At 66.8% G+C, this 21,344-nt stretch carries 20 protein-coding genes; 8 read left to right on the forward strand and 12 right to left on the reverse strand.

Going from position 1 to position 21,344, the window contains the following annotated elements; genetic code table 11:
* Positions 1–27: 27 nt before the first annotated feature.
* The 9 genes from ACQ5DX_RS00575 to ACQ5DX_RS00615 all read right to left on the reverse strand — a co-directional run bounded on the left by ACQ5DX_RS00575 (position 28) and on the right by ACQ5DX_RS00615 (position 12,696).
* Positions 28–3,177: an NAD-glutamate dehydrogenase domain-containing protein gene (locus tag ACQ5DX_RS00575; RefSeq protein WP_430330759.1), complete on the reverse strand. Its 3,150-nt coding sequence runs from the start codon at positions 3,175–3,177 to the stop codon at positions 28–30.
* Between the two features lie 449 nt (positions 3,178–3,626).
* Positions 3,627–4,541, reverse strand: a complete 915-nt coding sequence (locus tag ACQ5DX_RS00580; RefSeq protein WP_430330760.1) for a TauD/TfdA dioxygenase family protein — start codon at positions 4,539–4,541, stop codon at positions 3,627–3,629.
* Between the two features lie 160 nt (positions 4,542–4,701).
* Positions 4,702–5,529, reverse strand: a complete 828-nt coding sequence (locus tag ACQ5DX_RS00585) for an IclR family transcriptional regulator (RefSeq protein WP_430330761.1) — start codon at positions 5,527–5,529, stop codon at positions 4,702–4,704.
* A 148-nt stretch (positions 5,530–5,677) separates the two neighbouring features.
* Complete coding sequence (locus ACQ5DX_RS00590) at positions 5,678–7,282, reverse strand: ABC transporter substrate-binding protein (protein WP_430330762.1); 1,605 nt, start codon at positions 7,280–7,282, stop codon at positions 5,678–5,680.
* Positions 7,283–7,418: 136 nt separating this feature from the next.
* Positions 7,419–8,408 carry an ABC transporter ATP-binding protein gene (locus ACQ5DX_RS00595; protein WP_430330763.1) on the reverse strand — a complete coding sequence of 330 codons (990 nt, stop codon included), beginning with the start codon at positions 8,406–8,408 and terminating at the stop codon, positions 7,419–7,421.
* Entirely contained in the window at positions 8,408–9,475 is a 1,068-nt protein-coding gene (locus tag ACQ5DX_RS00600; RefSeq protein ID WP_430330764.1) for an ABC transporter ATP-binding protein, read from the reverse strand. Before ACQ5DX_RS00600 ends, ACQ5DX_RS00595 begins: the two co-directional genes overlap by 1 nt.
* Positions 9,472–10,578 carry an ABC transporter permease gene (locus tag ACQ5DX_RS00605; protein ID WP_430330765.1) on the reverse strand — a complete coding sequence of 369 codons (1,107 nt, stop codon included), beginning with the start codon at positions 10,576–10,578 and terminating at the stop codon, positions 9,472–9,474. Before ACQ5DX_RS00605 ends, ACQ5DX_RS00600 begins: the two co-directional genes overlap by 4 nt.
* Positions 10,571–11,524, reverse strand: a complete 954-nt coding sequence (locus ACQ5DX_RS00610; RefSeq protein WP_430330766.1) for an ABC transporter permease — start codon at positions 11,522–11,524, stop codon at positions 10,571–10,573. Before ACQ5DX_RS00610 ends, ACQ5DX_RS00605 begins: the two co-directional genes overlap by 8 nt.
* Positions 11,525–11,733: 209 nt before the next feature.
* Positions 11,734–12,696, reverse strand: coding sequence for a TauD/TfdA dioxygenase family protein (locus ACQ5DX_RS00615; protein ID WP_430330767.1), 963 nt, complete (start codon positions 12,694–12,696; stop codon positions 11,734–11,736).
* Between the two features lie 73 nt (positions 12,697–12,769).
* Here ACQ5DX_RS00615 and ACQ5DX_RS00620 point away from each other — a divergent pair, with 73 nt between their 5' ends.
* The 3 genes from ACQ5DX_RS00620 (at position 12,770) to ACQ5DX_RS00630 (ending at position 14,561) form a co-directional block, all read left to right on the forward strand.
* Positions 12,770–13,339 (forward strand): helix-turn-helix domain-containing protein, encoded by a 570-nt coding sequence (locus ACQ5DX_RS00620; RefSeq protein WP_430330768.1) that lies wholly within the window; start codon positions 12,770–12,772, stop codon positions 13,337–13,339.
* Positions 13,340–13,595: 256 nt separating this feature from the next.
* Positions 13,596–13,919 (forward strand): hypothetical protein, encoded by a 324-nt coding sequence (locus ACQ5DX_RS00625; RefSeq protein ID WP_430330769.1) that lies wholly within the window; start codon positions 13,596–13,598, stop codon positions 13,917–13,919.
* A 501-nt stretch (positions 13,920–14,420) separates the two neighbouring features.
* Entirely contained in the window at positions 14,421–14,561 is a 141-nt protein-coding gene (locus ACQ5DX_RS00630) for a hypothetical protein (protein WP_430330770.1), read from the forward strand.
* A gap of 295 nt (positions 14,562–14,856) precedes the next feature.
* Here ACQ5DX_RS00630 and ACQ5DX_RS00635 read toward each other — a convergent pair whose 3' ends face one another.
* The gene (locus ACQ5DX_RS00635) at positions 14,857–15,378 is read right to left on the reverse strand and encodes a nucleoside deaminase (RefSeq protein ID WP_430330771.1); all 522 of its coding nucleotides are present in this window, start codon (positions 15,376–15,378) and stop codon (positions 14,857–14,859) included.
* 108 nt (positions 15,379–15,486) lie between these two features.
* On the opposite strand from ACQ5DX_RS00635, the gene cynR reads away from it, so the two are divergent.
* The 5 genes from cynR (at position 15,487) to ACQ5DX_RS00660 (ending at position 19,977) form a co-directional block, all read left to right on the forward strand.
* Entirely contained in the window at positions 15,487–16,371 is an 885-nt protein-coding gene (gene cynR / locus ACQ5DX_RS00640) for a transcriptional regulator CynR (RefSeq protein WP_430330772.1), read from the forward strand.
* 123 nt (positions 16,372–16,494) lie between these two features.
* On the forward strand, positions 16,495–17,097 hold the full coding sequence (locus ACQ5DX_RS00645) for a carbonic anhydrase (protein WP_430330773.1): 603 nt from the start codon (positions 16,495–16,497) through the stop codon (positions 17,095–17,097).
* A gap of 65 nt (positions 17,098–17,162) precedes the next feature.
* On the forward strand, positions 17,163–17,633 hold the full coding sequence (gene cynS / locus ACQ5DX_RS00650) for a cyanase (protein ID WP_430330774.1): 471 nt from the start codon (positions 17,163–17,165) through the stop codon (positions 17,631–17,633).
* Between the two features lie 27 nt (positions 17,634–17,660).
* Positions 17,661–18,161 (forward strand): nucleoside deaminase, encoded by a 501-nt coding sequence (locus ACQ5DX_RS00655; protein WP_430330775.1) that lies wholly within the window; start codon positions 17,661–17,663, stop codon positions 18,159–18,161.
* A 211-nt stretch (positions 18,162–18,372) separates the two neighbouring features.
* Positions 18,373–19,977 carry a class I adenylate-forming enzyme family protein gene (locus tag ACQ5DX_RS00660; RefSeq protein WP_430330776.1) on the forward strand — a complete coding sequence of 535 codons (1,605 nt, stop codon included), beginning with the start codon at positions 18,373–18,375 and terminating at the stop codon, positions 19,975–19,977.
* Positions 19,978–19,979: 2 nt separating this feature from the next.
* Here ACQ5DX_RS00660 and ACQ5DX_RS00665 read toward each other — a convergent pair whose 3' ends face one another.
* Complete coding sequence (locus ACQ5DX_RS00665; protein WP_430330777.1) at positions 19,980–20,585, reverse strand: 5-oxoprolinase subunit B family protein; 606 nt, start codon at positions 20,583–20,585, stop codon at positions 19,980–19,982.
* Positions 20,585–21,343: a LamB/YcsF family protein gene (locus ACQ5DX_RS00670; protein WP_430330778.1), complete on the reverse strand. Its 759-nt coding sequence runs from the start codon at positions 21,341–21,343 to the stop codon at positions 20,585–20,587. The genes ACQ5DX_RS00665 and ACQ5DX_RS00670 overlap by 1 nt, the downstream gene beginning before the upstream one ends.
* Position 21,344: the final 1 nt, after the last annotated feature.

Here is a 21,344-nt window from a genome sequence, read left to right on the forward strand (position 1 = left end):
GCCACGCCTGGCGGGTTTCCCGTCGACCTACTTCGCGAGCGCGGCGAGGGCGGTGGCCAGTTCCGCACTGATCGTGCCGGCACGTGCCAGGTCGATGTCGCCGTCCGCCTGGGCGTCGACGACGATCCGGTGCAGCCGGGCGAGTGCGGGCTCGTGGCGTGCGCGCCACCGTGCCGGCCGATGCTCGGGGGAGTCGTCGTCCGGGCCGTGCGTCACGACGCGGCCGGCCAGCACGTGCAGTCGTCCCGAGATCTCGTCCCGCAGCGCCGCCGCCGCGAGCGTGTCCCAGTACGACCGGCGCGGCCAGTGCTCCAACCGATCGACGACGCGGAACAAGCCCAGGTCGTCGCCGAGCGTCAGGTAGGCGTCGGCCACCCTGTCGATCGGAACCCCCAGCGCGAGGGAACTGTCCGCGAACGGAAGCGCCTCGGCGAACAGCGGCAGGGAAGTCCCCGCGATCGTGCCGTCGGTGACGCTCGTGGTCGGGTACTTCTCGAGCAGGTGCCGAACCGCGTCGCGGTAACGCTGCACCTCCGCCTGCGGGTCGAGCGGCACCGGCCGGTGCCGCAACAGCCACGAGCAGGCGCGCTCGATGAGGGCCTGCACCGCGTGCAGCGGCCCCCACGAGTCGCGGTCCGCGGGGTCGACGACGGCAACCGCCCGATTCCACATCGCGTCCACGTCGAACAGTTCGGCCACCACCGCATACGCCAGCGCGACCTGTGGAGTACTCACCCCGAGTCGTTCCTCGAGCCGGTAGATCAGCCCCGGCCCGACATGGTTGATCAGCTGGTCCGCGATCTGGGTGGCAATGATCTCGCGGCGCAACCGGTGGGCGCGGATGTGGTCCGGAATCAGGTTGCAGAACGACGGCGGGAAGTAGTCGACCAGAAGGTGCGCGAAGATCGGCTCGTCCGGGACGTCGGAGCCGAGCAGGTCGTCGCGCACCACGTTCTTCGAATGTGCCAGCAGCGTGGCAATTTCGGGCCGAGTCAATCCCAGGCCGGCCTCGGTGCGCAGACGGAGTTCCTGCTTGCTCGGCAGGACCGCGCGACTGCGGTCCAGTCCGCCGACCGTCTCGAGATTGACGATCAGGCGCTCGTGCCGGCCGAGCAACGACACCGCCTGCGACTCGGCAATGCTGATCGCCAATGTCTGGCTCGCGCAGTCGTCGAGGACGGCGTCGGCGACATCGTCGGTGCATGCCGCCAACAGCGCGTTGCGCTCGTTCCGGCTCAGCTCGCCCGCCCCGACAGCGCCGTCCAGGGCGATCTTGAGGTTCACTTCGCGGTCCGACGTGGCCACCCCGGCGGCATTGTCGATGAAGTCCGCGTTGATCCGTCCGCCGCGCACGGCGAACTCGATCCGGGCGCGCTGGGTGAAGCCCAGGTTGCCGCCCTCGCCCACCACGCGGCATCGCATGTCGGCGGCATCGACGCGGACGGCGTCGTTCGCGGGGTCGGCTGCATCCGTGTCGGTTTCGGTCGAGGCCTTGACGTACGTCCCGACCCCGCCGTTCCACAGCAGATCCACCGGGGAGAGGAGGATTGCGCGGATCAGTTCGTTCGGTGGGACCGCCTCGGCGTCGATGCCGAGGCGGGCGCGGACGGCGGGCGACAGTGGCACCTGCTTGGCGGACCGTGGCCAGACACCGCCGCCCTCGGAGATGGCGTCGCGTGGGTAGTCGTCCCAACTCGACCCGGGTGTCTCGAACAGGACGCGTCGCCGCTCGAACGAGGTGTCCGGATCGGGATCGGGATCCAAGAAGATGTGCCGATGGTCGAATGCCGCGACGAGTCCGATGGCGCGGGAGAGCATCATCCCGTTGCCGAACACGTCGCCGGACATGTCGCCGATGCCCACGACGCTGACCGGATCGGACTGGACGTCCACGCCCAGTTCGGCGAAGTGCCTGCGCACCGACAGCCAGGCACCCCGGGCGGTGATGCCCATCGCCTTGTGGTCGTACCCCTGGGAGCCGCCGGAGGCGAACGCATCGCCCAGCCAGTAGCCGTACTCGGCGGCAACCGAATTCGCGACGTCCGAGAACCGTGCCGTGCCCTTGTCGGCCGCGACCACCAGGTAGGCGTCGGCGTCGTCGTAGACGACCGTGTCGGTGGGTGGGACGACGCGACCGTCGACCAGGTTGTCCGTCACGTCCAGCAGTCCGCGGATGAACGCGGAGTAGCCGTCGGCGGGGGCGACATCGCCGAGGAGCACGTACGAGCCCTTTGCTCCGGTCGGAACGATCGGCGAGTTCTTCACGGTCTGGGTGGTCATCAACCCCAGCACCTCGGTGCGGTAGCTCTCGGGCCGATCCGACCAGCGCAACCCGCCGCGCGCGACCGCGCCCGCTCGGACGTGGACGCCCTCCACACCGCCTCCGCGAACGAAGATCTCGCGGTGGGGAACGATCGGGCCGGGCTGCGCCAGCATCGACGGGTCGAGCTTGAACGACGCGTGGTCCTTCACCTGTCCGTCCGTGGTGCGCTGGTACCAGTTGGTGCGCAGCACGGCGGCCACGAAGCCCGTCAGCGCGCGCAGGATCCGATCCTCGTCGAGGGTCGCCGCATCCTCGACGAGCGTGCCCAGTCGAGCCTCCAACTCGGTGATCGTGCGGTCGTGATCGTCGAGCGCCGGGTCGAAGCGGGCGTGGAACAGCGCCACCACACTGTTCGTGAAGGTGTTGTGGCGCAGCAGGGTATCGACGACGAAGGCGTCCGAGAACCCGAGCCCCACCTGCTGCAGGTAGCGGACCATGCAGCGGACCAGGACGACGTCGCGCCAGCCGAGGCCGGCGACCGGGGTGAGCATGCAGAACCGATCGATCTCGAGGCCTTCAGCGGTGACGGTCTCGAACGCGTCGACGAGCAGCGTGGTGGCATGGTCCGTCCAGCCCCGCGCGGGCGGGCTGAAGCGGAATCGATCTGCGGTCGCGGCATCCCCCGACGATCGGGGCGCGGGGACCGGTTCGTGTTCTTCGATGCGCAGGCCGAAGCATTCGAAGTCCCGCGCGACATCGGCCAGCGGCGGTCGGGTGCCCGGCCACACCACGACCGCGTCCATCGCGGCGGCACCGTGGTCGCCGCGGGAGCCGAACTCCATTCGGGGTCGAGGCCGGAAGTCGGCATCGTCGGTGGTCGAGGGGAGCGTCATCGATCCCTTGCTGTTGGTCATCAAACACCTTCGCTGGGCGGCTGTTGGATTCGTCGGATCCGACCGGTCTGAGTGTTCCTTGCCCACTGGGTGTTTCGACTGGACACTTCGGCGCATCCGCCGTGGCGGAAGTGCCGAAATGCACATTGGGCTCGCCCTCCGATCGCGGCTATGCCGGTCGTGGCGGCCGGTCCCGCCGCGTCGGTGTCCCATTTCGTTCCGGGCCGTGTAGAGTCCGCCTCGTCGTCGCGAGACGGAGCCCTTCGGAATGCTTGCACGTGTCGCCTGGGAAGCGGTTCAGACATGGGAGAGGTGCCGCCCCCGCGTCGGGGGAGACGCGAGGGGCGGCGATGCCGAGCCCGCGAAGGGGATCAAGGGTCGGCACAAATATGGACGGCCCTAGTGGGCCGCGCGGTGATGGAATTCGAGCTCGGCAACTACTGCACCGTGCCGGCAGTTTTCGGGACAGCTCAGGCGGGGACGTCGCCGAGGATGGCTACTCGTTCCATGACGCGGCGGTGCGGGAAGTAGTCGCTGGCGGCGTAGTGCTGCGTGGCACGGTTGTCCCAGAACGCGATCGAGTTCGGCTGCCACCGGAATCGACACTGGAAGTCCGGAACCTTGGCCTGGTCGACGAGCTGCCGGAGCAGTGCTGCACCCTCGACCGGGTCGATGTCCGGGATGTGGGTGGTGAACAGGCTGTTGACGAACAGCGTCTTGCGCCCGGTCTCCGGGTGGGTGCGGACGATCGGATGCTCGACCGGCGGGAACATCTCCTGCATCTGCTCGAGCTTCTCGGGACTCATCGCGCGACCGAACGATGGCACGAAGTCATGGACCGCGACCTTCCCCTCGATCCTCTCCTTGATCGCGTCGGGGAGGCAGTCGTAGGCGTTGCCCATGTCGGCCCACAGCGTGTCACCGCCGGCGGGTGGAACTTCGAGTGCGCGCAGGACCGATCCGAGCGGCGGACGCTTCTGCCACGTCACATCGATGTGCCAGATGTTCTCGGTTCCGGGGTTGTCCTCGCCGCGCTCGAAGTGGACCACCTCGGGCACCTCGCCCTGGGGCAGCAGCGGATGGATCTCGAGTTCGCCCCAGTGCCGGGCGAAGTCGCGGTGTTGAGCACCGGTGATCTGCTGGTCCCGGAAGAACACGACCTTCCATTCGAGCAGCGCGCGGCGTAGCTCGTCGATGACCTCGGCGCTCGGATCGCGCAGATCGACGCCGTGGATCTCGACGCCGATGTAGGGGGTTACCGGGCGCAGCTCGAACTGCGTGTACGGACGGGACTCGAATCCGTCAGCGCACCTGCGCATTCCGCGAGGCCCGAACTCGATCGAATGCCCACCGATCTCTACTGTTTGACTGCGGGAAAGCAGCATGGGAAGACTCCTGCCATTTGGGATTTCGTTCTGAACGTGTCGCTGCGGGGCGGTGCCTGTTCGTTCCACTCGGAGGGATATCCGAGCGCGGCCAGCCTGCGACCGCGGCGGTCGGGTGCCGACTTGGATGGATGTGATGACTGAATTGCTCAGCAGTGATTCATGTTTCGTATGACGAATCTCCATTCCAGGGTTGACTAGGCGCGGAGGACAGCGCTTGTGAGACCTGTTTCGCTGCATCGACGACGAGCGGAGCAACGCGCTCCAGCCACACTGTGCGGGCGTCGCCACACAGTGAGATGCCTGCGATCGGACCGGACTGTCCTCGGACCGCTGCGCCGACGCATGCGACGCCGCGAACGGACTCACCGTGGTCGAATGCGAGGCCACGACGCTGGCGGATGCGGTGGAGTTCCTGATGCAGCGTCGAGATGTCGGTGATCGTCTGTTCGGTGCGTCGACCCAATCGACCGTTGTAGAGGTTGTCGACCCGCTCGGGGTCGAGCCACGCGAGCATGGATTTGCCGCCCGCAGTGGAGTGCGCCGGGCGACGTCCGCCGACCATCGACGGCAGGGTCGTTGCGAATCGTCCACCGATCTTGTCGAGATAGACGCTCTCGCTCCCGCTGAGAACCGTGAGGTGGACTACCATGCCTGTCTGCAGGTGCAGCTCGTGCAGCAAAGGGGCTGCTGCGGTGCGGATCTCGTCGTGACTGGCTTCGCCGCTGCCCAGGCCGAGTGCGCGTCGGCCCAGGCAGTACCCAGATCGGGTGTGCTCAACCCAGTTCAGTTGCATGAGCTGATCGAGGATACGGTGCACGGTCGAGCGGGGCAGCTGCGCTCGGCGTGCAACTTCCTCCACGGTGAGCCGCGAGTCACCGTCGTCGAAGGCGTCCAGGATCAAAGTGATCCGTCCGACCATCGACGGTGGCGGTTCGTGGCTCGGGGCCGGGGAAGCGATCAATCCGACAGGGTGTACTGCTGTCATCAACATCTCCAACCAGAATCAGCGCTTCCGACCCGCTGGTTTCGCCGCGCACCGATCTGCGGGCGAGTAGTTGCCAGGTCTCTGCAGGTGACGATCGAAGAGGACGTCCCGAGACGGGTTATCGCAGGTCCTACCTCGTCGCGGAGTACTACGACTTCTTGAATGCCTTGTCGAAGAGGATGATTCCGTCGACGGTCGGGTTGGCCCGGTACACGTTGTCGGACCACGCGACGTAGTTGGTTCCGGCGCCCCACGCGAGGAGCGGCTGGTCGGTGTTGACGAGCTCCTGGATGTCGACGATCGCAGCGCGCTTGGCGGTGTCGTCCGGCGCCGAGAGCACCTTGCTGAGCAACTCGTCCATCTGCGGGCTCTTGTAGCCCAGGATGTTGTTCGCCGAGGTGCTGGACAGCGAGCTGAACAGCCGGATCTCGGGCGCAACGTCCGAGATGCTGGAAGCGCCGTAGCTCATGTCGTAGTTGCGGTCGATGTAGAGCCGCTTGACCATGTCCGTGATGCTGCTGGTGGTCTCGAGCGAGACGTCGAAGCCGATGGCGTTCATCTGGGCCTGGACGGCGAGCGCCAGCTGCTGCGCGTCGGGGTCGTTGACGCCGACGTAGGTGATCTTGCCGTTGTAGCCGTCGGCCTTGGCCTGATCGAGCAGTTCCTTGGCCTTGGCGGCGTCGGGGGTGATGCCGGTGGTGCCGCCGAACCACTCGGACCAGGGCTGGAAGATGTCGGTGCCGGGCATGCCCTCGCCGCGATGCACGCGCTGGTTCAGCACCTCGGGATCGACCGCGTAGGCGATCGCCTGGCGGACACGGGGATCGGCGGCCGGGCGACCGGGTGCCTCGTTGAGCTGGCCGACCATCGACATGCTCGTGGTTTCGATGTAGCCGGGGAACTCTGCCTTGGCGGTGTTCACGGTCTCGGCGTTGCGGAGGTAGATCATGTCGATGCCGTTGGTCTTCAAGGCATCGATCTTGGGCTGTTCGCCGGCGATGGCGACGAACTTCAGTCCGTCGAGGTTCGGGGCGCCGCCCCAGTAGTCGGGGCGAGCCTTCAGCTGGAGTTCCTGCTGCGGCTGCAGGCTGGTCACCGTGAACGGGCCGGCTCCGATCGGGGTGAACTTGTCACCCTGCTGGGAGGCCGGCGCGACGATCATGCCGTGCCCGTAGGCCAGCATGGCGGGGAACGTCCGCCACGGTTGCTTCAGGGTGAAGACGACCGTGGAGGGATCCTGGGCGACCGTGCTCTGGACCATCTGGGTGTAGAGCTGTGAGTTGGCACCGCGACGCTGGTTGTACCGGTTGATGCTCGCCACCACGGCGTCCGCGTCGAGCGGGGAGCCGTCGCTGAACGTCACACCGTCCCGGAGTTTCAGGGTCCACGTCAGGTGATCGGCGCTCTCCTCGAACGACTTTGCCAGCTGCGGCTGGAAGCTTTGGGACTCGGTGTCGTAGCGCATCAGGACGTCGTAGACCGCCGCCAGCTCCGTGCCGCCAGTTGGTCCCGTGGGTTGCGTCACCGCCGGGTCCAGACTGGTGACTGGAGCGTACGACGCGAAGCTCAGCGTCCCGCCCTTGACCGGGGTGCCGCCGTCGCCCTGGTCACCGACAATGCCGTAGGCCGTCGTCGTTGTGCCCGACGACCCGTCCTCGCTGTCGCCTTCGGCACTGGCACAGCCGGCGAGGGCCACGGCGCCAACGGCAACCATCGCCAGCATCCGGCTGACTCTTCTCGAATACTTAATCATGAAGCAACCTCCGTAGTGTCGAACTGATGCCGCGATCGTGGGCCGGTCGCGTGTGGAAGTGAGCACTTTGACGATGCGAGCCCGGCTGTGTCCTGATCGTCGAGTAGACAGATTTGCCGGGGACGCGGTACTTCGGTCAGACGTTGTGGCAAGCCACGAAATACTCGGGGGCGACCTCGCGCAGCAGTGGTTCCTCGGCGGCGCAGCGGTCGGTCGCCAGTGGGCAGCGGGTGCGGAATCGGCAACCGGACGGCGGGTCGAGTGGGGAGGGTAGGTCGCCCTCGATCTGCGGGGTCTCGTCCGCTTCCCCGCGGTGCACGTCGGGGTCGGGGATCGAGGCCAGCAGCAGCCGCGAATACGGGTGCCGGGCTTGGCGTTCCATGTCGTCGCTGGGCGCGATCTCGCACACCTTGCCCAGGTACATCACCATCACCCGGTCGCTGATGTTCTTGACCACCGCCATGTTGTGGGCGATGAAGATCATCGTGAGCTCGAACTCGGTCTTGGTCTGCTCGAGCAGGTTCAGGATCTGGGCCTGCACCGACACGTCGAGACTCGAGACGGGTTCGTCGCAGATGAGGACCTTCGGCTTGAGCATCATCGCCCGCGCGATGCAGACTCGCTGACACTGGCCGCCGGAGAGCTCTCCCGGCAGCCGCTCCCACACCATGTCCGGGTCCAGGCCGACGGCCTGCAGCAACTCCCGCCCCATCTGATCGAGGCGTTCGGTGTTCCGCTGGCCCCACATGCGCGGGCCCTCGGTGACCAGGTGCTTGACCTTGCGTCGCGGATTGAGCGACGAGATCGGGTCCTGCATGATCATCTGCATCTGTGCCCGAATCTTCCGCAGCGCAGACGGACTCAACGTCGTCAGTTCGACACCGTCGATCGCCACGCTGCCCGACTTCGGCGCCGGCAACTGCAGCACGGCCCGCCCGGCGGTGGACTTGCCGCAGCCGGATTCACCGACGATGCCGAGGGTTTCACCGGGCAGCAGGTCGAAGCTGATGTCCGACACAGCATGCACCGTCTGGCCGCGCCCGGCCGGGAACTCGACGACGAGGTTCTCGACCGCGAGCACGGGCCCCTCGTCCCTGCGCAGGTGCGCAACTCCACTTCCGGCCATCAGATGCTCTCCACTTCCAGCTCACGATCATCGGCCCCCGCAGCGACCGGCATTCCGAGGTCGGCGACGCCGTCCAACGGGAAATGGCAGGCCACCTCGTGCGGGTGGCGAGCGCCGACGGTGTCCGCGGACGCCGTCAGGGTCGGCACGACCTCCCGGCACGTGGGCTGCGCATACTTGCAGCGGGACGCGAACGCACACCCCCGCGGTGGCTTCGTCATGTCCGGCAGACCACCGTCGATGGACTCGAGCCGGGTGTGCGGCGGCTGCTCGAGCCGCGGCACCGCCGCCAGCAGCGCCTCGGTATAGGGGTGGCGGGGGCTGGCGAACAGCTGCCGGGTCGGCGCGGTCTCCACGATCCGGCCCGCATACATCACGGCGACCCGATCGGTCTGTCCGGCAACGACTCCGAGGTCGTGGCTGACGAGGATGCCGGCCATGCCCATCTCGGTGCGCAGCGAGTCGAGGAGCTCGAGGATCTGCTTCTGCACCGTCACGTCCAGGGCGGTGGTGGGCTCGTCCGCGATGGTCAGCTTGGGATCGCACGCGAGTGCCATCGCGATCACCACCCGCTGACGCATACCACCGGACAGCTCGTGCGGGTACTGGTCGATCCGCCGCGTCGGCTCCGGGATGCGGACCTTGCGCAGTAGTTCGATCGCGCGTTCGCGGGCCGCGGTCTTGTCCAACCCCAGATGCGCGCGCAGCGATTCGGTGAGGTGGGTGCCGATCCGCTTGAACGGGTTCAGTGCCGACATCGGGTCCTGGAACACCATCGCGATGTCCTTGCCCCACACCTGCTGCTGCTCCTTGCGGGTCAGCGCCTGCATGTCCCGGCCCATGAACCGGATCTCCCCGGTCACCGTGGTGCCGCCACCGCCCGACACCAGACCCATGATCGTCTGTCCCAGAACCGATTTACCGGACCCGGACTCACCGACCAGACCCAGGGTTTCGCCGGCGTCGAGCTCGAGCGACACCTGCTCGACCGCGCGGAGTTGCCCCCGCTTGGTGCGGAACCTCGTGGACACGCCGTCCACCGTCAGGAGTGGATTGTTGCTGCTCACAGTTTCACCTCCCGGGTGCCGCCGGTGCGCTTCTGGGCCTTCTCGCCGACCATGTTGAACGAGAACACCGTCAGGAACAGGAACAGGCCGGGTACCAGCACGATGTACGGGTGCTGCTCGAAGACGTTGCCCTGGCCCTCGGAGATCATGTTTCCCCACGTCGGGGACGGCTGTTGGATACCCAGTCCGAGGAAGCTCAGCGACGCCTCCGCGACGATCATCACCGAGATCATCACCATGCCCAGCGATGCCAGTGGCAGCGCGACGTTGGGCGCGATCTCCCGCAGCATCACCCGCCACTTGGTGGCACCCATAGCCCGTGCGGCAAGGACGAATTCACGTTGCGAGAACACGAGCGTGTTGGCCCTGGCGATGCGGACCATACTGGGTATCGCCAGGATGGCCAGTGCGAGTGAAATGTTGCGGAGGTTCGGCTCGAGCACCGAGGCCAGCGCGATCAGCAGGATCAACGCGGGCACGGCGAGCAGCGAGTTGGTCAGCACGCCGATGACCCGATCGATCTTGCCGCCGAAGTAGCCGGCCAGGATGCCGATCGCGCCACCCACGATCATGCCGATCAGCACGGCCGCCACCGCCACGATCAGCGAGGACCGCGCACCGTAGATCGACCGCGCGAGCATGTCGAGACCGAAGTTGTTGGTGCCCAGCGGGTGCGACGAGAACAGGCTCGGCGACGCGTAGCTCTTCGCGCTGAGGGTTTTCGTGGTGTCCTCGTGCTCGGCCAGCGGCAGCAACGGCGCGAGGATCGCCGCCGCGATCAACACCGTCAACCACACACAGGACAGGATGAACGTCAGGTCGAAATCGGATCCGAACCGCGCCAACCCGATTCGCCGCACACCCATGTAGAGCGCGATCAGGCCGATCAGGAAGATCACGACCCGCGCCCCCATCACCAGCATCGGCGCCAGCCCGATACCGGCCGCGATCACACCCACCACGGTGAGGATCGCGCCCACGCGGTACAGGTTTCGACGCTCGGCCGCATCGGTGGGATCGACAATGGTCTCCGGATCCGACTCGTCCAGCACCCGGCCCGTGATGGCCGGCATCTCGATGTCGTCGGTAGTGGTCTCAGACATGGGCTCGTCGGCTCCTTGGGTCGAGGTATCCGTAGGAGATGTCGATGACACCGTTGGCGACGACGTAGATCACGGCGATCACCAGCACCGCACCCTGCACCATCGGCATGTCACCCTGCTGCGCCGCCCGCACGACCAACGAACCCATCCCCGGCAGCGAGAACAACGTCTCGACGATCACGGTGCTACCGATCATCGAACCGAGCACGATGCCCAGCATCGTGATCAACGAGAACGACGACGGCCGCAACGCATCACTGAACAGCAACCGCCCGTTCGACATGCCCTTCGCCTTCGCGACCAGGATGAAGTTCTCCTTCAGCGTCATCACCAGATCACTGCGCAGGATCCGCGTGAACATCGCCATCTCCAACAAACTGATCGCGATCGCCGGCAGGATCGCGTGATACAGGTTCTGCCCCAAGCTGTCCGAGATCCGCACCCACTGCGAACGCGGGAACCACCCCAGATAGTTGACCATCACCATGATCAGCAGCAGACCCGACAGAAAACTCGGGATCGACAGCACCGCGAACGTGCCCGCCCCGATCGTGCGATCGATCCAACCACCCTGGTGCCGAGCCGAGTACATCGCCAACGGCACCGCGACGACGATCGCGATGAACAAGCCCATCACCGCCAACTGCAGACTCACCGGAAGCGCCGCGCTGATGCTGTCGGTCACCGGCCCCTGCGGCGGAACCATCGAGTTACCCAGATCGCCGTGCAACGCACCCGACAACCAGTGCCAGTACCGCGTCAGGAAGGGATCGTCGAGCCCCATCTCGGCGCGCACCCGCGCATAATCCTCGGGCGCATGCCCCTCACCGAGTATCGCAACCGACGGATCGCCCGGAATGAACGATACGAGGGCGAAAGTGCCGAGACTGACGATGAAGAGCACGACGACCAGCTCGATCAACTTGTCGATCACTGTTCGCGTCATCGCATCATCGCCTCCTTCCTGTATTCGTGAGCGTCCCAATCGAGTTGCGACGAAGGGTGATCAAGGACGCTGAATCGGAAGCAGGCCAGCGATTTCCGAACAGCATGAGCGTGACGTCTTGTGCGTCAAGTCTGTTCCCGGTCAATGCCCATCAGGGCCACCTCATTTGGTCGGGCGCAAGTTTCAGGCCCTGCACCCGACCGTGCGGGTCAGCGTGCCGGGCGAGGTCCGACGATCGAGGCGCGTTCCATGACGCGGGTGTTGGGCCAGTAGTCACTGGCGGCGTAGTGCTGCACCGCGCGGTTGTCCCAGAACGCGATGGTGTCCGGCTCCCACTGAAGCCGCACCTGGTGCTCCGGGGCATCGGCCGCGCGGCACAGCTGGTCGATCAACGCCCGCGCCTCGTCGGTGTCCATGCCGTCGATGCCGTCGACGAACACACGGTTGACGTAGAGGTGCTTGCGGCCGGTGGCCGGGTGGGTGCACACGAGCGGGTGGCGTACGGCAGGGTGCTTGGCGCGCATGTCGGCGAGCTGTTCTTCGGAGAGCATGTGACCGAACGCGCGAGTGAAATCGTGGACCGCGTCGAGAGTCTCGATGTGCGCCTTGGTCTCGGGGTCGAGGCTGGCGTAGGCGGCGTACATGTCTGAGAACAGGGTGTCGCCGCCGAGTGGGGGAACTTCGATTGCGTGCAGAATCGCACCCATCGACGGATGTTCGCGCCAGGTGACGTCGTGGTGCCAGGCGTTCTCGAACCCAGCAACCTGCGCGGTCTTCTCGAACCGCACCAATTCAGGCTCGCTGGTGTTGGACGGAATGAAGGGGTGCACCTCCAGGTCGCCGAAGCGGCGCGCGAACGACACGTGCTGGGCTGGAGTAATCGGCTGGTTGCGGAAGAACAGCACCTTGTACTCGTGCAGCGCCTGCCGTAGTTCGGCGACTACCGGGTCGGGCAGGTGCGTTGTGAGGTCGACACCATCGATCTCCGCGCCGAGGGTAGCGCCGAGTTGGCGGGCCGAGAAGTGCTGCCAGCGCAGCCCGGCCAACCGGTCGCGTTCTGCAGCCAAATGCGTGAAGGGCCCGCTGATTACCGGGTAGCCGGGCAACTGCACCGCCTGTACGCCGATATCGGCAGTCGGATCCCTGTCGACCAGCACCTTTGCATCGGACATCACTTTCCTCCTAGCGCTCGGACGACCGCTGTAGTCGATCGACTACAGCGGAGCGTGGTGGTACTGTAGCCGTGTGACTACACCTTCGGCAAGGAGTGAAAATCGGGGCAGTGCTCCGGCGGGGCGCGACGCTGTCGTGGCGGCAGTCCTCGGCAGTGCGGCGGAGCTCTTCGCTGAACGGGGGCCGACCGCAACCTCGATCCGCGATATAGCCGAGCGTGCCGGCGTCAACCACGGACTCGTGTTTCGCCACTTCGGCGCGAAGGAGAACCTGGTCGGTGCCGTGCTGGACCATCTGGGGATCGCGTCGGCGGACACTGGAGTGCTGACTCGGCAGTCGATTCACGATCCGCAGTTGCGGCTGCACTGGATGGTGCTGGCCAGATGTATTCTCGACGGGTATCCGGTAGGGCAGCTGCAGGAGCGATTTCCAGTGATGTCGCAGCTATTGGATATCGCTCGGGAGCATCACGACGACGACCGTGCTGCAGAGCTGGCGGTGGCGCATCTGGCTGCGTTCGAACTCGGCTGGCAGCTGTTCGGGCCATTCCTGCGAACCGCCTCTGGGCTGCAGGACATCTCGGATGCCGATCTGCATCGAGACATCGACCGGGAATCCCGTCGCATCCTGAATCTCGACTAGCCGTACATACGCGCGGCTTTCGGGCCCCGAGTGCACCTGTCGCACCGGAGACGACGGACGGTGGCCTCCACTGCATCGACCGACCCCTTCCCGACACCAGCGGAGGCCGATACACATGAAAGATCCGGTCGTGCAACCTATTCCGAGTGGGGAAGCAACCAGCGTCGGGTTGTGGATCCGGTACTCGGTCGCAGGCGGGCTGGTGGGCCTGGCGTGGGGCTCGCAGACAGGGCCGCTGTGGGAACATGCTGTTCGGATGGCGGTTCTGTTGCTGGTCGGGCCCGCCGTGGTGCACCTGATCAGAAACCGAGTGAGCACTCGTGGACGCCATGTGAAGCCCAGGTTGTCCATGCCGCGCTTGGCGCTCGCGAAAGCGATTCTGGTCGCGCTGGCGATCGTGCAGACGCTGCTGCTCGAAACGACCGTGCCTGGCACCCGCTACCTGATCGGAGTCGAGATCGCACTCGCGATCGCGATCGCAGGCCCGGCGCTGCACCGACGGATGCTCGTCGGTCCGCCTGCCGCACCGGTCGACACTGCAGACAGTTCACGCCGGTCGAACACGGACAAATCTCGCTGACAAGGGAACTCAGGCGACCTATCGCTTATCGTGCGATTCGCACAGTCAGCCCTCGAATGGGGTGAGGTCGTGTCGAGCGGATGCGGACTGCTGGACATCACGACGAGCCGCATACGGATGTACTGGTATCGCGTCGAGGACCGACGCCAATTCGGATGCCGCCTGGATGAATTCGTGGTCTGTCGACGCGGGCACGCTGAACCTCCGAACCTCGGAAGCTCGGTAGCCGCACTCCAGACCTCCGATCGGCGCTTGCGTTGGTGATGGCCGCGGTGAACCCGGCCCGTGCTCATTGCCGGAGCTGTACCTGGCTCCGCGAGCCGTCAGGCTGACCTGCGTCGGGCGTAGGGACGACGCGTGGTGTGCAACGCGGGTGTCGATCGAGCGGGGCGGCATCTCACTCAACGGGAAACGTAATTTCTGCGTCGTCAGGCCAACGAGCTATCAATGGGACGGCACGAGAGTAGGTGCCACACCACGCTATTCGGCAGGAGGAAATCGATGGGCTCTTCGAATGATGTTCTGGGCACCCTCAAGCTGGTGCAGCCGTTCCTCGGGATTGCGGCTGGGCTTGCGAGTGGTGCCGCCGCGCTGGTTGGACTCACCCTCGTGGTGGCGCCAATGGTCGCCGCTGGGTCCTGATATGTGTGGTCGGTTCCGCTGAAATGCGGAACCGGCCACGGACCGATGCGGTGACAGTGTGCGGGTGGCGACCCAAGGCTCGCTGTTCTGTTGGTCGGCTTCGGTTTCCTACGCTGGATGCGTGCGGAGGTGGCGATGCGTAAGGCAAGCAGTCTGCCGGTACCCGCGATCGCGGCAATGCCGGCGTGCATGATCGCCGGTGCCGGCATCACATTGCTCCTCCTGGAGGTGACTCGAGTCGTACGAGTGTGAGTTCGTCGACTGACACCCGTGCAGAATGCGGCCGGGAGTCGGGTCAGTGGTCGTGCGGACGGTCCGCCGCGGTGGTGTCGGCGCCGTCTCGGGCAGTGCGGTAGCGGCGAAACGGTTCGAGCGCCTCGTCGCCCAGGTGCGGACCCGAGACGGTGACGGCGGCGTCGCTGGAGCCGATCACGTCGGCGCAGCGGAGGGTGAAGCGCGGATGACCACCGATGACAGGGGTGAAATCGGGTTCCGCCGCGGCGAACACGACCCGAGTGATCCCGGCCCACACGATCGCGGCGCTGCACATGGGGCACGGCTCGCCGCTAGCGTAGATCGTCGCGTCGGCCAGATCGGCCGAGCGTCCGGCCTCGATCGCGGCAGTGATGGCCGCGAGTTCGGCATGAGCGGTGACCATCCCGGTGTCGGCGACCGCGTTGCGGCCCTCGGCGATCACCGAGCCGTCGGCGGTCGTGATCACCGCGCCGAACGGGCGATTGCCCCGGAGCCTGGCCTCGTCGGCGAGTGAGATCGCCTGCCGAAGAAAAGTTTCCGCGTTCCGGGCGGTGTCCGTCATGAGTCGGGGTCTCCTGTCTGTGCGGTTCCACCCAGGATGCCGAACGGCGGCGATAGCGTCCAAGACGCGTTTTCCATCGCGGCAATCGATGAGGCCTATTGTGAGTCGATGGAACTACGGCACATCCGGTACCTGCTCGCGGTGGCCGATCACGGGAACTTCACCCGCGCGGCCGAGTCGCTGCACATCTCGCAGCCGACGTTGTCGCAGCAGATCAAGCAACTCGAACGCGCACTGGGAGTGGAGTTGCTCGACCGCTCGGGTCGGACGGTCCGATTGACCGACGCCGGCGAGGCGTACGCGCACCACGCACGGCTGGCGCTGCGGGATCTCGATGCCGGCCGGCGCGCGGTGCACGACGTGCAGGACCTGTCGCGCGGGCACCTGCGGGTGGCGATGACCCCGACATTCACCGCGTACCTCGTGGGCCCGCTCGTCCACCGGTTCCGTTCCGCGCATCCGGACATCACGCTCACCGTTCGGGAGACCACCCAGGATCACATCGAGGCCGACCTGATCGCCGACCGCCTCGACCTCGGTATCGCCTTCGCCGGCACGCACGCCGCAGGAATCGACCACACCCCGCTGTTCACCGAGTCGCTCAGTCTGGTGGTCGGCGAGGGACACCCGTTGGCGGAGACTGCGGGTCCGCTGCCGGTCCGGCGACTCGCTCGCGAACCGCTGGGACTGCTCAGCGGAGACTTCGCGACACGGCTGTACATCGACAGCTACTTCACCGAAAGCGGCGTCGCGCCGCACATCGCGGTCGAGGCCAATTCGATCAGCGCGCTGCTCGAGTTCGCCCGCCGTGGGTCGCTCGCCACCGTTCTTCCCGACGCGATCGCACGCGTGCATTCCGACCTGCATCCGGTCCCGCTGGACCCGCCGCTGCCCGGTCGGACCGTGGAACTGCTGCGGCGCAACACCGCGTACCACTCGGCCGCGGCGCGGGCGTTCGCCGCAGTCCTCAACGAGGTCGCGCAGGAGCACTGACCCTCGTCATTGCTGGGACCAATAGTGATCATGCAATACAAGTATTGGACGCTATAGCTGCTGGTCGTGCACCCTGGATTTCGTCAGGCCAACGAGGCTGACACGCATCGAAGGGAGCGATTCATGCAGGACCTCGACGCGGGCATTGTGCACTTCCACGACACCGTGTTCCCGGCGAAGGCGGGTCTGTTCGCTCGTCTGGCGACGACGCACACCCCCGGCACGCTGTTCATCGGTTGCTCCGACGCGCGAGTGGTGCCCGAGCTGATCACCAGCTGCGAACCGGGCGAGCTGTTCGTCATCCGCACGGCCGGCAACCTGGTTCCCGCCTACACCGCGGACGGCGACGGCGTGGCGGCAAGCATCGAGTACGCGGTCGCGGTACTGGGTGTGCGCCGCATCGTGGTGTGCGGGCACTCGGGCTGCGGGGCGATGACCGCGCTGGCCGAGCGGCACGACCTGAGCGCGATGCCCACAATCGCCGACTGGCTTCGCCACGCCGACGCCGCCGTGGCCCGGTCCGCCGGACCCTCGGGCTCCGTTTCGACACCGGCCCTGGTTCGGGCGAACGTCGTTGCGCAGCAGGCCAACCTGGCGACGCATCCGGCGGTGGCCCGTGCGATGGCGGCCGGCGAGATCACCGTCGAGGGCTGGGTGTTCGACATCGCAACCGGCACGGTCTCGGTGCTCGACGCCTCCGGATCCGACCGAACCGTCGCGGCCTGAATCACTTACGCCCCCAACCTCATGCCGCTGTGGACACGGCGGCGACACGAAAGGAATCACGCATCATGGTGCACGCACAGTTCGATCCCACCGCCCGTCAGGCCCTCGCGGCTGCCGCCGTCGAGGCCAAGACGGCGAAGGACCTCACCTGGCAGGAGATTGCCGACGCGGCCGGTTACGCGCCCGCGTTCGTGACCGCTGCGGTACTCGGTCAGCATGCGCTTCCGGAGCAGGCCGCCACCGCCGTGGCCGACCTGCTCGGACTCGGTGACGACGCGGCGAAACTGCTGCAGACCATTCCGACTCGCGGATCGATCCCGGGTGGGGTCCCGACGGATCCGACGATCTACCGCTTCTACGAAATGCTGCAGGTGTACGGGACCACGCTCAAGGCGCTCGTGCACGAGCAGTTCGGCGACGGCATCATCAGCGCCATCAATTTCAAGCTCGACGTGAAGAAGGTTGCCGACCCCGAGGGCGGCGAGCGCGCGGTGATCACGCTGGACGGCAAGTACCTGCCCACCAAGCCGTTCTGACCGCACAGTCAATTATCGAGGAATGTAATGGATTTCGCACAACACACCATCGAGCTCGCCCGTCGCAACGTCGAGGAGGGCGGGCGACCCTTCGCCACCGTGATCGTCAAGGACGGCGAGATTCTGGCCGAGAGTCCGAACCTGGTTGCCCAGACGAACGACCCCACGGCGCACGCCGAGATCCTCGCGATCCGCGAGGCCTGCACCAAGCTCGGCACCGAGCACCTGAGCGGGGCCACGATCTACATCCTGGCCTTGCCCTGCCCGATGTGTCTGGGTGCGCTCTACTACTGCTCGCCGGACGAGGTTGTCTTCCTGACCACCCGTGAGGCCTACGAGCCGCACTACGTCGACGACCGAAAGTACTTCGAGCTGAACACCTTCTACGACGAGTTCGCCAAGCCCTGGGATCGGCGCCGCCTGCCCATGCGGCACGAGTACCGCGACAACGCGATCGACGTCTACCGCCGGTGGCAGGAACGCAACAACGGCGAGCGGCGGGTCGCCGGCGCACCCACCGCCCACTGAGGCGCAGCCCGGCGCCGTCTCGTTCGACGCGAGCGTCGCGGTTCTGCAGGCGTCGGAAGTGAACACCGGCCCCCAATTAACAAGCATGCATGCTTGCTTTATTTGGGGGCCGGTGACATGCTGGGCCCCGTCTCGAGTGATGCGCATCACGTTTGGGGGCGGCGTCCGCGGACGCCGCCCGGTCCGTTGCTGCAGAAGGAGGGTCATGCCCATGAAGGCCGATCTGTCCGGGGTCGATTCGCTGGAGTTCAACCTGGCGACGCGCGTGAGTGTCGGGGATGTGCTGACCCGGGTCGCGCGGTCGTTCGGCGATCGGGAAGCGATCGTCGACCGTGGCACGTCGATCACGTACGGTCGGCTCGACCGGGCAGCGGAATCGCTGGCCCGAGCCTTCCTCGACGAGGGAATCGAGCGGCAACGGCCGGTCGCGATGCTGATGGTCGACGGATGGCGGCTACTGGCCACGTATTTCGCGTGCGCCAAATCTGCACTGGTCGCGATGCCGGTGAACATCGCACTCACGGCCGAAGACATCGAGTGGATTCTGCGTGACGCCGGCGCCGCGGTAGTCGTCGCCGATGCGCCGTTCGTGCCGCTGCTCGAGTCGGTTCTGCCGCGGCTGGATTCGGTCGAGATGGTCGTGACTGTCGACGCCGAGACGGGTGAGATCGCGGGGCGTGCGGTGGAATCCTGGGCCGCGCTCGCCGAGCGCACGACCGCCGGGCGGGTGGAAGTGGCCCTCGACGACCGGGACATCGTGCAGTGCCTGTACACGTCGGGCACCACGGCGAACCCGAAAGGTGTGGTCACGAGCCATGTCTCGGTCCTGATCGCCGGCATGGCGAACGCGCTGATGCAGGGTTCGTCGTGGGGTAGCCGTCCCGCGACGCTGCTCAACGTGTTACCGCTGTTCCACACGACCGGACTCAACGCCCTCGTCCTCCCGACCCTCATCGCCGGCGGCCGGGTGGTATTGCCCGGGCGCTTCGATCCTGTCGAGATGCTCGACGCGGTCGAACGTCACGGGGTCACCCACGCGATGCTGCTGCCGATCATGTGGAAAGCGCTCGTCGACGTCAACGACCGTGCGCCGCGAGACCTCGGATCGGTCCGACTGTGCATCTACGCGATGGCGCAGATGCCTCAGGACGTTCTGAACCGAGTCGACGCCGCGTTCCCCAACGCCGCAGTGGTTCTCGGGTCCGGGCAGACCGAGGTGGTGCCCGCAACGGTGCTGCAGTGGCCCGAACACCGGCACACGAAGCCCGCCTCTTGGGGCCCGCCGGTCCCCACCGTCGAGGTCGCCATCATGGATCCGGAGGGCACCCTCGTGCCGCCGGGGGAGACGGGGGAGATCGTCTACCGGGGCCCGCACGTGTGCGGCGGCTACTGGAACAACCCCGACGCCAACGCGAAGGCCTTCGCCCACGGGTGGTTCCACAGCGGGGACATCGGCCACATCGACGACGAAGGGGTCGTATGGTTCACCGACCGACTCAAGGACATCATCAAGTCCGGCGGCGAGAACGTCTCCTCGATCGAGGTCGAGCGTGTGGTGGCCAATGTCCCGGGGGTCCTCGAGTGCTCGGCGATCGGAGTCCCGGACGAGCGGTGGGGTGAGGCCGTGTGCGTCGCGGTCGTGCCGGCACCGAATGCGGAGGACGGGCTCGAGGACCGGATCATCGAACACGCCCGCGCGAACCTGGCGGGCTTCCGGGTTCCGAAGCGCGTGGTTCTCGTCGATGCGCTCCCCAAGACCGCGACCGGAAAGACCCGCAAGCACGAACTGCGGTCCGCGGTGCAGCCCCGGGTGTGACGTCAGAGCGCGACGAATCGAACCTCGGTGCCCGGCTGCAGCAGCGCCGGCGGATCACGGTCGACGTCCCACATGCGCTCGGTGGTGGAGCCGATCAGCTGCCAGCCGCCGGGTGAGCGGCGCGGGTAGATCCCCGAGAACTCGCCCGCCAACCCGACGGCGCCGGCGGGAACGCTCGTGCGCGGCGACGACCGGCGGGGGACGTGCAGGCCGGTGTCGCCGCCGACGAGGTACCCGAAGCCGGGGCTGAAACCGACGAAGGCGACGGTCCACGTCCGGCCGGTGTGGGCCGCGACGACACCCTCGACGCCGAGTCCGGTGATCTCGCCGACCTCGGCCAGGTCCGGACCGTCGTAGCGGACCGGTATTTCGACCGGCTCGCTGCCGGACAACTCGTCGACGGTGAGCGGTGCAGTCGACCGCACCCATGCGGCGACACTGTCGGGGCGGGCTCCGCGGAACCGCACGAGGACCGTGCGGGCAGCGGGTACCAGGTCGGTGACAGCGGGGTGCCGCTCGGCGGCGAGACCGCGATAGTGGGCGAGTGTGTCTGCGAGCCCGTCGAATTCGACGAGCAGTGCTCGGTCGCCCATGTCGAGGATGCGCATCACACGAACGGTTTCACGTGGATCTGCTCGTCGTCCAGAAGCTTGCGGATGGCCGTGGCCATCGCGACCGCTGCCGGGGTGTCGCCGTGCACGCAGACGGTCTCGGCCGGCACGGTGATCCGGGTGCCGTCGATCGCATCGATCGTTCCGGTGGTGACCAGTTGCAGTACCCGCGCCGCGACGGTGCCGGGGTCGTGCACGAGGGCGCCCGGTCGGGTGCGCGGGACCAGTGTGCCCTCGGGCGTGTAGCCGCGGTCGGCGAACGCCTCGGGGACGGTGCGCAGTCCGGCCGCGGCGGCCTCTTCGAGGAAGACCGATCCGGGGAGCCCGAGCACCGGCAGCGTCGGGTTCACCGCACGCACCGCCGCCACCACGGCGCGCGCCTGGTCGCGGTGGTGCACGATCGCGTTGTACAGCGCGCCGTGCGGTTTGACGTACGTGACGGACGAACCGGCGGTGCGCGCGAGCGCGTCGAGTGCGCCGATCTGATAGATGACGTCCGCGGTCAGATCGTCCGCGGCGACGTCGATGAAGCGGCGTCCGAACCCGGCGAGGTCGCGGTAGCCGACCTGCGCGCCGATCCGCACGCCGCGCGCGGCCGCGTCACGGCAGGTGCGCAGCAGCGTGGCCGGGTCCCCGGCGTGGAACCCGGCCGCGACGTTCGCACTGGTGACGAGGTCGAGCATCGCCGCGTCGTCGCCGAGGGTCCACGCGCCGAAGCTCTCGCCGAGGTCGCTGTTGAGATCGATCACCGCCACG

Source organism: Rhodococcus sp. ACT016 (assembly GCF_050477185.1).
Classification (GTDB): domain Bacteria; phylum Actinomycetota; class Actinomycetes; order Mycobacteriales; family Mycobacteriaceae; genus Prescottella.

What these genes read in the sequence shown, in the direction of transcription:
- ACQ5DX_RS00575 (WP_430330759.1), bottom strand. Translation starts at nt 3,177, where the DNA reads ATGACCAACAGCAAGGGATCGATGACGCTCCCCTCGACCACCGACGAT.
- ACQ5DX_RS00580 (WP_430330760.1), bottom strand. Translation starts at nt 4,541, where the DNA reads ATGCTGCTTTCCCGCAGTCAAACAGTAGAGATCGGTGGGCATTCGATC.
- ACQ5DX_RS00585 (WP_430330761.1), bottom strand. Translation starts at nt 5,529, where the DNA reads ATGACAGCAGTACACCCTGTCGGATTGATCGCTTCCCCGGCCCCGAGC.
- ACQ5DX_RS00590 (WP_430330762.1), bottom strand. Translation starts at nt 7,282, where the DNA reads ATGATTAAGTATTCGAGAAGAGTCAGCCGGATGCTGGCGATGGTTGCC.
- ACQ5DX_RS00595 (WP_430330763.1), bottom strand. Translation starts at nt 8,408, where the DNA reads ATGGCCGGAAGTGGAGTTGCGCACCTGCGCAGGGACGAGGGGCCCGTG.
- ACQ5DX_RS00605 (WP_430330765.1), bottom strand. Translation starts at nt 10,578, where the DNA reads ATGTCTGAGACCACTACCGACGACATCGAGATGCCGGCCATCACGGGC.
- ACQ5DX_RS00610 (WP_430330766.1), bottom strand. Translation starts at nt 11,524, where the DNA reads ATGACGCGAACAGTGATCGACAAGTTGATCGAGCTGGTCGTCGTGCTC.
- ACQ5DX_RS00615 (WP_430330767.1), bottom strand. Translation starts at nt 12,696, where the DNA reads ATGTCCGATGCAAAGGTGCTGGTCGACAGGGATCCGACTGCCGATATC.
- ACQ5DX_RS00625 (WP_430330769.1), top strand. Translation starts at nt 13,596, where the DNA reads ATGGCGGTTCTGTTGCTGGTCGGGCCCGCCGTGGTGCACCTGATCAGA.
- ACQ5DX_RS00630 (WP_430330770.1), top strand. Translation starts at nt 14,421, where the DNA reads ATGGGCTCTTCGAATGATGTTCTGGGCACCCTCAAGCTGGTGCAGCCG.
- ACQ5DX_RS00635 (WP_430330771.1), bottom strand. Translation starts at nt 15,378, where the DNA reads ATGACGGACACCGCCCGGAACGCGGAAACTTTTCTTCGGCAGGCGATC.
- cynR (WP_430330772.1), top strand. Translation starts at nt 15,487, where the DNA reads ATGGAACTACGGCACATCCGGTACCTGCTCGCGGTGGCCGATCACGGG.
- ACQ5DX_RS00645 (WP_430330773.1), top strand. Translation starts at nt 16,495, where the DNA reads ATGCAGGACCTCGACGCGGGCATTGTGCACTTCCACGACACCGTGTTC.
- cynS (WP_430330774.1), top strand. Translation starts at nt 17,163, where the DNA reads ATGGTGCACGCACAGTTCGATCCCACCGCCCGTCAGGCCCTCGCGGCT.
- ACQ5DX_RS00655 (WP_430330775.1), top strand. Translation starts at nt 17,661, where the DNA reads ATGGATTTCGCACAACACACCATCGAGCTCGCCCGTCGCAACGTCGAG.
- ACQ5DX_RS00660 (WP_430330776.1), top strand. Translation starts at nt 18,373, where the DNA reads ATGAAGGCCGATCTGTCCGGGGTCGATTCGCTGGAGTTCAACCTGGCG.
- ACQ5DX_RS00665 (WP_430330777.1), bottom strand. Translation starts at nt 20,585, where the DNA reads ATGCGCATCCTCGACATGGGCGACCGAGCACTGCTCGTCGAATTCGAC.